Annotated in this window: 2 protein-coding genes (1 of these 2 only partly in view); both read left to right on the forward strand. The window is 77.2% G+C overall.

Annotation, left to right across the window (positions count from 1 at the left end):
- Positions 1 to 11,190: a non-ribosomal peptide synthetase gene (locus tag GVN67_RS03130; RefSeq protein ID WP_159992813.1), complete on the forward strand. Its 11,190-nt coding sequence runs from the start codon at positions 1 to 3 to the stop codon at positions 11,188 to 11,190.
- Positions 11,187 to 12,771, forward strand: partial view of an SDR family NAD(P)-dependent oxidoreductase gene (locus tag GVN67_RS03135; protein WP_159992814.1) — the beginning only. It continues 7,388 nt past the right edge of the window; the window shows 1,585 of its 8,973 coding nt (coding positions 1-1,585); its start codon is at positions 11,187 to 11,189; its stop codon lies off the right edge, out of view. Before GVN67_RS03130 ends, GVN67_RS03135 begins: the two co-directional genes overlap by 4 nt.

Raw genomic sequence — 12,771 nt, forward strand, 5'->3', positions numbered from 1 at the left:
ATGCAGCCAGCGCCGGAAGGGGCCGCCGCCATCATCGGCATGGCCTGCCGCCTGCCCGGCGCCGCCGACCGCGCCGCCTTCCGCGACCTGCTCCTCGCCGGCCGCAGCGCCGTCACCGAAATCCCCGCCGGGCGCTGGGACTGGCGCCGCCACCATGGCGACCGCGGCCCGGACGGCGGGGCCGCGCTGGAGGATTTCGCCAGCCACAGCCGCTGGGGCGGCTTTCTGGACGGGCCGGTCGACGCCTTCGACCACCTCTATTTCAGCCTGTCGCCGAAGGAGGCGCGGCTGATGGACCCGCAGCAGCGCCTGCTGCTGCAGACCGTGGTGCATGCGCTGGAGGATGCCGGCCTCGCCGCCGCGCCGCAGCCCCGCACCGCCTTCTATGCCGGCGTCATGGCCCAGGACTTTTCCCGCAGCCTGGGCGCGGGGGGCGTCGCGCCGGACGGGCAGTCGAGCCTGGGCAGCAGCGCGGCGCTGCTGGCCAACCGGGTGTCGCACCAGCTGGGCTTCGGCGGCGAGAGCGTCACGCTGGATGCCGCCTGCGCCTCCGGGCTGGTGGCGCTGCACCAGGCGCGGCGGGCGCTGGCGGCGGGGGAATGCGACGTCGCCGTGGTCGGCGCCGTGTCGCTGCTGCTGACACCCTGGCGGCATATCGGCTTCTCCCAGGCGCGAATGCTCAGCCCGCGCGGCCGCTGCGCCACCTTCGACGCCGAGGCCGATGGCTATGTCCCCGGCGAGGGCGTCGTCGTGCTGGTGCTGAAGCGCCTGGAGGAGGCCGGCGCTGGCCGCGTCCAGGCGGTGCTGCGCGGCAGCGCCACCGGTCATGTCGGCGGCGGGCGCAGCGTCACCGCCCCCTCGGTCGCGGCGCAGCGCCGGCTGGTCGAGGCGGCGGCGGCCAGCGCCGGGGTCAGCCTGGCCAGCCTGTCCTATGTCGAGGCGCATGGCACCGGCACCGCGCTCGGCGACCCGATCGAGGTCGAGGCGCTGCGCCAGGCCTTTGCCCATGTCGGCGCGCCGGAGGGCGGCTGCGGCATCGGCTCGGCCAAGACCAATATCGGCCATCTGGAGCCGGTCGCCGGGCTGGTCGGCGTGGCCAAGATCCTGCTGATGCTGGAGGCGCGGCAGCTGGCGCCGACGCTGAACCTCGCCACCGTCAATCCGCTGATCGATTTCGCCCAGGGGCCCTTCCGGCCGGTGCTGGCGACCACGCCCTGGGAAGCACCGCCGGGCACGCCGCGGCGCGCCGGCGTCAGCGCCTTCGGCTTCGGCGGCGCCATGGCCCATGCCATCCTGGAAGCGCCGCCCGCCGCCGCCGCGCCCGACCTGCCGCCGGCGGCGCCGCTGCTGCTCTCGGCGCAGAGCCGCGCCGCCTTCGACGTGCTGTGGCACAGCTGGCGCGCGGCCGCTGGTGGTGACGCGCTGCCGCAGCTGCCGCTGGTCGCCGCCACCCTGGCCCAGGGCCGCGCGCCGCTGCGCTGGCGCCAGGCGCTGCCGGCCGGCGACCTCGCCACGCTGCGGGCCGCGCTGGCCGCTGGCCCGGCGCCCCAGGCGGTGGCCACCCTGCCCCGCTTCGTGCTGCGCCTCGGCGCCGAGGGCCATGCGGGCGACACCATCGCGGCGGTGGCCGGCGCCCTGCTCGAGGCCATCGCGCCGCTGCGGCCGCTGCGCATCGAGGCCCGCGCCGCCGCCCTGCCGCTGGCCACCCGGCTGGCCGGTCGCGAGACCGGGGTGCTGGCGCTGGACAGCGGCCAATGGCACCCGCCGCCGCGCATTTCCGCCGACTACCTGGCCGGGCTGCGCGCCGCGCTGGTCGAGGCCGACACCGCCGAGGCCGGGGCGCTGCTGTCGCGCGCCAAAAACCTGGCGGCGAGCAACCTGACCTTCCAGGCCTATCTGGCCGCCTGGCGCCAGGCGGGGGCCGCGCCTGAGCTCGACGCCGCCCCCGGCACGGAAGGCCGCCGGCTGGCGCTGCTGGCCGCCATCGTCGCGCTGCGCCGGCTGCACCAGAAATGGCAATTGCCGGAGCGGCATGCCGCTCTCGGCGCTGGCTGGTTCGAGGCCGCCAGCCTGGTCGCCACCGGCCTGCTGCCGGAAGCCGCCGCGCTGGACTGGCTGGCCGGCGACGACCTGCCCGCCTTGGCCGCCGCCGCCGAGGCCCGCCGCGGCCCCGGGGACCCGATCCTGCCGCGGCTGCAGGCGACCGCCCCGCCGCCCGAAACCCCCGCCGCGCCGCTGCCGGCCGCCGCGCTGACCCTGGTGCTGGGTGGCCCGGCGGGGCCCGGCGAGCTCGGCCTGGACCCGGCCGACCCGGCCGCCAGCCTGCTGGCGATGCTGGGCGCGCTGTGGCAGGCCGGGGCGGCGGTGGATTGGCGGCTGCTGCCCCCGGTGCCGGCGCCGCCCGGCCTGCCCGCCTATCCTTTCGAGCCGCATCGCCACCGCCTGGCCCTGCCGCCGCTGCCCGCCGCGCGCGGCACGCTGCCGCTGGCCGCCGGGCATGTCATCGGCGGCCGCCCGCTGCTGCCCGCCGCCGCCATGGCCCGCCGCCTGGCCGAGCTGTCGCCGAAGGGCCTGGCCGCGCTGGAATTCCGCCGCCCCGTGGCCCCCGAGGCCGCTTTGGCGCTGCGCTGCGACCGCCGGGACACCAGCCTGGCGCTGCGCGACGCGGAGGACGAGATCCTGGCCCTGGCCGAGCCCGGCGCCGCCCCGCCTGCCTGCGCGCCCTTCGCCGCCGAGGCGCCGGTCTTCGACGCCGCCGCCGGCTATGCCGCCCTGGCCCGGCTCGGCCATGCCTATGGCCCGGCGCTGCAGGTTGTCACCGGCCTTCGGCAGGGCCCCGGCGGCTGGATCGCAACCCTCGCCACCGACCAGCCGGAAGCGGCGCTGGATGGCGGGCTGCAGGCCTGCCTGCTGGCCGCCCTCGCTGCCGGGCTGGCGAGCGGCGCCCGGCCGCTGCTGCCCGCCGCCGCCGACCGGCTGTGGCTGCGCGATCCCGGCGCCGGGCGCTGCGGCCCGCATCTGACCGCGCTGGTGCCGCGCGCAAGCCTGCGCGCCGGGCCGCGCGGCTTTTCCGCCGATGTGACCCTCCTCGACGCCGAGGGCGCGCCCTGGGCGGTCGCCGAGGGGCTGCGCTTCCTGCCCGAGGCCGCGGCGCCGGCCGCCACCGCCCTGCCGCTGCGCCGCCTGGCCTGGCAGGGCGCCGCCCTGGCGCCGCCGCCGGCCCCGGGCGCCCTGGTGCTGGGTGGCGGCGACCAAGGCCGGGCGCTGGCCGCGCTGCTGCCCGGCGGCCGCCACCTCGATGCGCTGCCTGCCCTGCTGCCCGAGGCCGCCGACCTGTTCTGGCTCGGCGCGCTGGCGCAGCCGGCGACGCCCGAGGCGGCGGAGCATTTCGTCGCCAATGTCGTGCGGCCGCTGCTCGGGCTGCTGCGCCGGCTGACCGCGGAGGATGCCGCGCCCTGCCGGCTGCGGCTGATCACCGCCGGCCGCCATGCCGTGCTGCCCGGCGAGACGGTGGCGCAGCCTTTGGCCGCCATGCTCGCCGCCCTGGGCAAGGTCGCGCAGCAGGAGGCGGCGGGCCGGCTGCGGGTCATCGCCCTCGACCTGCCGGAACACCCTGGCGCGGCCGATCTCGCCGCCCTGGCCTGCGCCCCGGCCGAAGACCCGCTGGGCGAGGCCGCGCTGCGCGCCGGCGGCTGCTTCCTGCCGCGCCTGGTCGCCGCCGAGGCGCCGGCCGCGGAGCCGCCGGCCGGCTTGCAGGCGATCGCCGGTGGCGCCGGCGGCCTCGGCCGGCTGCTGGCGCTGCGGCTGGCGACCGAGCACCAGACGCCGATGCTGCTGCTCGGCCGCCGCGCCGCCCCCCCGGGCATCGAGGATTTTCTCCAAGACCTCCGCCGCGCCGGGGCGCCGCAGGCGGCCTATCTGGCGGTGGACATCGCCGATGCAGCGGCGCTGCGCGACGGGCTGGCCCGGTTCCGCCACTGGGGGCCGGTGCGCGGCGTCATCCAGGCGGCGATGCAGCTGGCCGACCAGCGGATCGTCGACCTCGCCGAGGACAGCTTCGACCGCGCCTTGGCGCCGAAGCTGGCCGGCACCCTGGCGCTGTTCGCCGCCACCCGCGCCGATGCGCCGCGCTTCCAGGTCTTCGCCTCGGCGCTGACACTGCGCGGCAATGCCGGCCAGGCCGGCTATCTCGCCGGCTGCGCCGCCCAGGAAGCTTTTTGCGAATGGGCCACGGCGCAGGGGTTGCCAGCCCAGGCGGTGCAATGGGGGCTGTGGGGCGATGCCGGGCGGGTGGCGCAGCCGGGGCGCCAGGCGCGCATCACCCGCGCCACCGGCCTGCTGCCCTTCGCCGCGCAGGAAGGGCTGCAGGCCTGGGCGCGGCTGCCGGCGACGCCGCGCCTGGTGGCGGCGGCCTTCGATGCCGGCTGGGACGCGGCCCTGGCCGAGGGCGATGACCGCTGGACCAGCCTGGCCGCCGGATTGGCCGCGACCGACGACGGTGACGACCCGCTGGAGGCCTGGGCCGACCGCCATGCCGCCCAGGCGCTGGGCCAGGTCTTTGCCAATGCCGGGCTGCTGCCCGCCTCGGAGGGCGAGCGAACGGAAGAATGGCTCGGCCGCATCGCCTTGCCGCTGCCCAGCCTGGCGGCGCCGCTGGCCGCCCTGCCGGCGCTGCTGCTGCGCCAGGGCGTGCTGGCGCGCGATGCCGCCGGGCGGCTGCGCCCGGGTGACGGGGCGGCCGCGCCCATCCCCCCGGCGGCGCACGACTGGGCGGCGGCGGCGGCGCCCTGCCTGGCCGCCTGGCCGGCCGTGCTGGCCGGGCAGGCCACCGGCGAGGAAATCCTGGTCCCCGGCGGCGACCCGGCCCGGCTGACGGCGCTGCGCCTTGGCCTGCCCGCGGCGCGCCACCGCCAGGCCGCGCTGCTGGCCCTGGCGCGGCAGGTGGTGGCCACCGCCGGCCGGCCGCTGCGGCTGCTGCTGTGGCAGGCGGGCGATGGCCAGGCGATCACGCCCCTGGCCGAGGCGCTGGCCGGGCTGCCGGCGACGCTGCAGGCCGGCGACCGCAGCGCGGCGATGCGCGCCGCCGCGGCGCAACGCCAGCCCGGCATCCCGCTGCTGGCGCTGGCCGCGCCGCCGGCCGAGCGCTTCGACCTGCTGCTGGCGCTGGACAGCGCGCCGGACCCGCAGGAGGCCGCCCGCTGGCTCGCCCCCGGCGGGCTGCTGCTGGCCGCCCCGCCAGCCGCGCTGCGCGACTGGCAGCAGGCGGTGCTCGGCCTGCATCCCTCCGCCTGGCAGCCGCCCCGGGCCGCCGCGCCCGAGGCCTGGCGCCGGGCCGGCTTCGACCGCCTGCTCAGCGCCGGCGGCCCGATCCTCGCCCGCCGCGCCGCCACCGCCCCCGACACGCCGATGGAGGTCCCGATGCCGCCAGCCATCGTCCCCGCCGACCCCGCCGCCCTGCTGCCCGCGGTGATCGCCGCGGTGGCCGAGGCGGTGGAGCTGCCCGAGGCCGAGATCGACCCGGCCGGGCGCTTCATCGAGATGGGGGTGGATTCCATCGTCGCCGCCGGCGTCGCCGAGGGGCTGCGGCGGCGGCTGGGCCGGCGGCTGTCGGTGCATCTGTTCGGCGACCATCCGACGCCGCTGGCCATGGCCGCGCATCTGGCCGCCAGCGCCGCGCCGGCGGTGGTCACGGTGGCGACCCCGGCGGTCGTCGCCACGCCGACATCGTCCGGTCCATCGGCCGATCCGCTGGCCGTGCTGCGCCAGGCGGTGGCCGGGGTGCTCGGCCTGCCGGTGGAGGAGATCGGCGCCGAGGCCAGCTTCGCCGAGCTCGGCGTCGATTCCGTCACCGCGCTGCGCGTGGCCGAGGCCGCGGGGCCGGCGCTCGGCCGCCGGCTGCCGCTGCATCTGTTCGGCGACTGCCCCACCCCGGCCGCTCTGGCCCGCCGCCTTGGCGCGCCCGAGGCGCCGCCACCGCCTCCGGCCCCGATCGCCGTCCCGGCACCGCTGCCCCCGATCGGCGCCACGGACGCCATCGCGGTGATCGGCATGGCCGGCCGCTTCCCCGGCGCCGAGGACCTGGAGGAATTCTGGGCGCTGCTGGCCGCCGGCCGCAGCGCCATCGGCCCGGTGCCGCCCGGCCGCTGGACCAACGCCGAGCTTGCCGCGCTGGCCCCGGGGATGGACCTCGCGCGCCTCGGCCAGGGCGGCTTTCTTTCCGATATCGACGGTTTCGACGCCGCGCTCTTCGGCCTGTCGCCGCGCGAGGCGGCGGCGATGGACCCGCAGCAGCGCCTGCTGCTGGAGACCGCCTGGCGCGCTTTGGCGGATGCCGGGATGGCGGCGGCGTCACCGGAACTGCGCGCCCGCACCGGCGTCTGGATCGGCGCCGGCACCGGCGACTGGCCGCTGAAGCAGGCGCTGGCGGGCGCGGCGCCGGACCGGGTCTCGCTGGTCGGGCAGCTGGGCGCCAGCCTCGCCGCCCGGCTGGCGCATGTCTTCCGGTTGCAGGGGCCGGCGGTCACGGTCGATGCCGCCTGCGCCTCGGCCGTCGCGGCGCTGTCGGCCGCGCTGGCGGCGCTGCGCAGCGGCGAGGTCGATATCGCCCTGGTCGGCGCCGTCGCGGTGATGGCGACGCCGCAGATGGCGGCCCTGGCCGAGGCTGCCGGGCTGCTCTCGACGACCGGCCGTTGCGCGGCGCTGGCGGAGGCCGCCGACGGCATGCTGCTGGGCGAGGGCGTCGGCCTGGTGGTGCTGCGCCGCTTGCCCGAGGCGCTGGCCGCCGGCCAGGCGCCGCATGCCCTGCTGCGCAGCGCCCGGATGGGGCATGACGGTGGCGGCGGCCTGGGCATCAGCACCCCCAGCGCCGAGGGCCAGGCGCGTCTCGCCCGCGCCGTGCTGGCCGAGGCGGCGCTGCCCGCCACCGCCATCGGCTGGCTGGAAGCGCATGGCACCGGCACCGCCGCCGGCGACGGCACCGAGATTGCCGCCGCCGGCACGGTCTTTGCCGATCGCGCGGCGCGGCCGGCGCTGGGCTCGGTGAAGCCGGCGATCGGCCATGGGCTGGCCGCCGCCGGCATGGCCGGGCTGCTGAAATCCGTCCTGCAGCTGCGCCATGCCCGCCTGGCGCCGACCGCCGGGCTGGACGCCGCGACCCCGATGCCGGAGCTGGCCGAGGCCGGCTTCGCCACCGCCCCGCGCCCCTGGCCCGCCACGCCGGGCGCACCGCGCCGGGCCCTGGTCAATGTCTTCGCGCTGAACGGCGCCAACGGCATGCTGCTGGTCGAGGAGGCGCCGCCGCTGCCCGTGGTTTCCGCCCCCGGCCCGCATCTGCTGCTGTTGACCGCGCAGAGCGAGGTGGCGCTGCGGCAGCGTCTTCTTTCCGTCGCCGCCTGGCTGCGGCGGCATCCGGGGGTGACGCTGGCCGGCCTCGCCGCCGGGCTGGCCGGGGCCGCCGCGCCGCTGCCCTGGCGCGCTGCTCTGCTGGCCGAGACGGTGGACGCCGCCGGCGCGCTGCTGGAGGCCGCCGCCGCCGGCGGTGCCTCGCCGCTGATCCGCCGCGGCCAGGCGCCGCGGCGCGAGGCGGGGGCGCAATCGCTGCTCGCCGCCACCGCCGCCGGGCTGCTGGCCAACAACCCCGGCCGCGACGGGCTGCTCGCCGCCGCCGAGCTGTTTTGCATGGGCGTGCCGCTGGCGCTGCCCACCGCGACCGGCACGCCCTTGCTGCTGCCGGGCCAGGTCTTCAATCGCGACACCGCGGCGGAACCCGCCGTCGAAGCCCCCGCCTCGCCCTTCCGCCGCCTGCTGGCCGAGGTGCTGCGCCTGCCCGCCGCCCGGCTGCGCGATGACAGCGTGCCGGTGGCGCTCGGCCTCGACAGCCTGCTGGCGCTGGAGCTGCGGCAGCGCATGGCCCGCAGGCTCGGCGCCGAGCTGCCGGTGGCCGCGCTGCTGGGCGGCGCCGATCTCGCCACGCTGGAGGCGAGCCTCGCCGCCGCCACGCCGCGCGACACCCTGCGCCCCGATCCCGCCGCCCGCCACGAACCCTTCCCGCTGACCGCGCTGCAGCAGGCCTATTGGGTCGGGCGCAGCGACAGCCTGCCGCTGGGCGGCCCCTGCCACGGCTATTGGGAAATCGCGGCCATCACCCCCTGGAACCCCGAGCGGCTGCAGGCGGCGCTGGATCAGCTGGTCGCCCGCCATCCGATGCTGCGCGCCGTCTTCGCCGCCGATGGCAGCCAGCGCGTGCTGCCGACGGTGCCGTCCTGCCGCATCGCCCGGCATGCCTCGCTGGAGGCGCTGCGCGACGAGTTTGCCGCCCTGCGCTTCGATCCCGCGCAATGGCCGCTGTTCCGCGTGGCGCTGAGCGAGGGGCCGGACGGCCAGCGGCTGCATCTGGCGATCGACCTGCTGATCGTCGACGTGCCCAGCCTGTTCCTGATGCTCTCCGAATGGGCGGCGCTGCTGCGCGGCGAGACCTTGCCGCCGCCACCCGAGGCCAGCTTCCGCGACTGGGTGCTGCGCGGCCAGCCCGCCGCCGACCCCGCCACCCTGGCTTTCTGGCACGAAGCCGGGCCGGCCTTGCCGCCCGCCCCCTCGCTGCCCGGCGCGCGGATGCCCGAGCCCGGCCTGGTGCCCGCCGCCCGCCGCCACGCGATGCGCCTGTCACCGGCGGCCTGGGCCGGCTTCCGCGCCCGGGCCGCGGCGGCGCGGGTGACGCCGGCCAATGCCATCCTCGCCGCCTTCGCCGAGGTGCTGGCGCATTGGGCGACTGACAAGAAGTTTGCGCTGAACCTGACGCTGATGCAGCGCGGCGACGCGCATCCCGACATCGAGGCGGTGCTGGGCGACTTCACCACCACGCTGCTGCTCGACCTGGACCTGACGGCGGCCGAGGGCTTTGCCACCCGGGCGCAGCGCGCGGTGCGCGACCGGCTGGCGCTGCTGCTGACCCATGCCAGCCACAGCGGCCTGGCCGTGCTGCGCGACCTGGCGCGCGTTGAAAAAAGACCCAGGCTGATGCCGGTGGTCTTCACCTCGATGCTGCAGCACCGGGCGAACGGGCTGGCGGCGCTGGGCCGGCTGAGCCATGGCATCACCCGCACGCCGCAGGTCTGGCTGGACTGCCACATCCACGAGGATGCGGAGGCCGGGCTGGTCGCCTGCTGGGACACGCTGGACGGGCTGTTCCCGGACGGCCTGATCGCCACGATGTTTTCTACGTTTGCCGCCTGCCTGGAGCGGCTGTCTGAGCAGGGTTGGGATCAGGACCTGCGCGGCTGGATCGCCGGCCAGGAAGCCGCGCGTCGCATCCCCGCGCCGCTGCTGCCCCCCGACGAGGCGCCGCCCGAGCTGCTGCACGCGCCCTTCCTGCGCCAAGCCCTCGCCCGGCCCGAGGCGCCCGCGGTCATCACACCCGAGGCGACGCTCAGCTATGGCGCGCTGCTCTGCCAGGCGCTGGCGGTGGCGGCCGCGCTGCCGGAAGAGCCGCAGGACCGGCTGGTCGCCGTCATCCTGCCCAAGGGCGCGGCGCAGGTGGCGGCGGTGCTGGGCGCCTCGCTCGCCGGGCGGGCCTATCTGCCGCTCGACCCGGCGCTGCCGCCGGCCCGGCTGCGGCAGCTGCTGGCGCGCGGCGAGGCCACCACCCTCCTGACCGACGCCGCCACCGACGACATGCTGCGCGCCGAATGGCCGGACGCGGCGCGGCGCATCCTGGTCGACCGGCTGGCCCCGCTGCCGCCGACGGCGCCGCCGCCGCGGGTGGCGCCCGAGGCCCTGGCCTATGTCATCTTCACCTCCGGCTCCACCGGCGAGCCGAAGGGCGTGATGATGGACCACGCTGCCGTCGGCGTGACGATCCGCGACATCAACCAGCGTTTCGCCCTGACACCACAAGACCGGGTGCTGGGCCTGTCGTCCCTCAGCTTCGACCTCTCGGTCTGGGACATTTTCGGCACCCTCGGCGCGGGAGCCGCGCTGGTCTTGCCGGCGCCGCGCTCGGTCGCCGATCCGGCGCATCTGGCCGGGATGGTCCAGCGCCATGGCGTCACCGTTTGGAACTCGGTGCCGATGTTCCTGCAGCTGCTGCTGGAAGGCGCGCCACCGGCCGCGAGCGTCGCTAGCCTGCGCCTGATGATGCTCAGCGGCGACTGGATCCCGCCGGCCCTGCCGCCGCGCTTCCGCGCGCTGAACCCAGGTGCTGCGATGGTCAGCCTGGGCGGCGCCACCGAGGCCGCCATCTGGTCGATCCAGCACCCGATCGAGGCCACCCCGCGCCCGGGCTGGAGCTCCATCCCCTATGGAAAGGCGCTGCGCGGCCAGTCCTTCCGCATCCTCGACGCGGCGCTGCGCGACTGCCCCGACGGCGTCCCCGGCGAGCTGTTCATCGGCGGCGCCGGCCTGGCCCAGGGCTATTGGCGCGACCCGTCCCGCAGCGCGGATCGGTTCATCACCGATCCGCGGACCGGCGAGCGGCTGTACCGCACCGGCGATCTCGGCCGCTGGCGCGAGGACGGGCTGATCGAGTTCCTGGGGCGCCGCGACGGGCAGGTGAAGCTCGGCGGCCACCGCGTCGAGCTCGGCGAGGTCGAGGCGGCGCTGGCTGGCCTGCCCGGCATCCTGCAGGCGGTCGCCGTGGCCCCCGCCGATGCGGCCGGCCAGCGCCGGCTGCACGCCTTCTGCGTCGGTGCCGGCGACCCCGCGGCCTTCCGCGCGGCGCTGGCGGCCAGGCTGCCGGGCTACATGCTGCCGGCGACGATCCGCCTGCTGCCGGCCCTGCCGCGCAACGCCAATGACAAGGTCGACCGCGCCGCGCTGGAGCGCCTGGCCGGCAGCGAGGCGGCGCCGCCATCGCGGGACTTGGAAGCGGCACCGAATACCGCCACTCTGCCGGCGCGACTGCTGGCGATCTGGCGCGAGGTGCTGGACGACCCGGCCCTGCCCGCGGAGGCGAACCTGTTCGAGCACGGCGTCACCTCCTTCTCCGCCGTCCGGGCGGCGGCGCGCATCACCCGCGAGATTGCCCCCTGCGCGGTCACCGACCTGTTCGAGTTTTCGTCGGTCGCCGCCCTGGCGGGGCACCTGGCCGGGGTGGCGGCGCCGCCGGTCGCCGAGCCCGACGCCGACACGATGACCCTCCGTGCCGCCCGCCGCCGCGCCGCCCGGGCGCTGGCCCTCGTCGGAGACCGCGCATGACCCCGCCGCCCGACAGCATCGCCGTCATCGGCATGGCCGGCCGCTTCCCCGGCGCGCCTGATCTTTCGGCCTTTTGGCGCAACCTGCTGGAGGGGCGGGAGAGCATCCGCCGCGCCGACCAAGCGACGCTGCGGGCAGCCGGCTTCGACCCGGCCGATCCGCGGCTGGTGCCGGCCTTCGGCGTGCTGGACGATGTCGACCGCTTCGATGCCGGCTTCTTCGGCTTCCCGGCACGGCGCGCGGCGCGGCTGGACCCGCAGCAGCGCCTGCTGCTGGAATGCGCCTGGCAGGCGCTGGACCATGCCGGCTACGGCCCCGGCAGCCACGACGCCGTCGTCGGCACCTTTCTTTCAATGACCGCCAGCACCTATGGCGACGGCAACAGCGACCCCGACCTGGGCGACGGCTTTTTCGACCTGACCAGCCGCGACAAGGACTATGCCGCCAGCCGCATCGCCTGGCGCCTCGACCTGACGGGCCCGGCGATGATGGTGCAGAGCGCCTGCTCCGGCGCGCTGCTGGCGGTGCACCAGGCGGCCGAGGCCTTGCTGTCCGGCCAATGCGACATGGCGCTGGCCGGCGGCTGCTCGGTCACCCTGCCGCAGGGCGGCTATCGCCAGGCATCAGGCCTGATGCTGTCGGCGACCGGCCGGCTGCGCGCCTTCGATGCCGCCGCCGACGGCGCCGTGCCGGGCAATGGCCTCGGGCTCGTCGTGCTGAAGCCGCTGTCGCGCGCCCTGGCCGATGGCGACACTGTCCTCGCGGTGATCCGCGGCTCGGCAGTGAACAACGATGGCGCGCGCAAGGCCGATTACCTGGCGCCCTCGGTCGCCGGGCAGCGCCGCGCCATCCTCGAGGCCCTGGCCATGGCCGAGGTGCCGCCGGCCAGCCTCGGCATGGTCGAATGCCACGGCACCGGCACCGCGCTGGGCGACCCGGTGGAGATCCGCGCGCTGGGCCAGGCGCATGACGCCGCCGGCGGGCGCGGCGGCGCGGCCGATTGCCGCATCGGCTCGGTGAAGGGCAATATCGGCCATCTGAACGCGGCGGGTGGCATCGCCGGGCTGATCAAGGCTGTTCTTTCCGTCCAGCACGGCCGCATCCCGCCGAGCCTTTTTTTCAACGCCCCCAATCCGGAGATCGACCTGGCCGGCGCGGGGTTCGCCGTGGCGACGCGGGCGGAAGACTGGCCCGCCATCCCGGGGCCGCGCCGCGCGGCGGTCAGCGCCTTCGGCTTCGGCGGCACCAATGTGCATATGGTGCTGGAACAGGCGCCGACGGTCGCCGTCGGGGCGTCGATGGCCGGCCCCTGGCCGATCCTGCTCAGCGCCCGCGACGAGGCCGCGCTGGACCGTGCGGCGCAGGCCCTGGCGGCGGCGCTGGAAGCCCCGGGTGCCGCGCCGCTCGCCGATATCGCCTGGACGCTGGCCACCGGCCGCCAGGCTTTTTCCTGCCGCCGTGCCGTGGTGGCCGGCAGCCATGCGGAAGCGGCCCGTTCGCTGCGCGCCCCCGCCGCGCCGCCTTTGGACGCAGACGCCCGCCGCTGGTGCGCCGGCGAGACCATCGACTGGCGCTCGCGTT

The organism is Roseomonas sp. 18066, assembly GCF_902706185.1.
In the GTDB taxonomy this organism is placed as follows: Bacteria; Pseudomonadota; Alphaproteobacteria; order Acetobacterales; family Acetobacteraceae; genus Pseudoroseomonas.

Bases quoted from the DNA above. Each gene is read 5' to 3' on its own strand.
- GVN67_RS03130 (WP_159992813.1), top strand. From the start codon at position 1: ATGCAGCCAGCGCCGGAAGGGGCCGCCGCCATCATCGGCATGGCCTGC.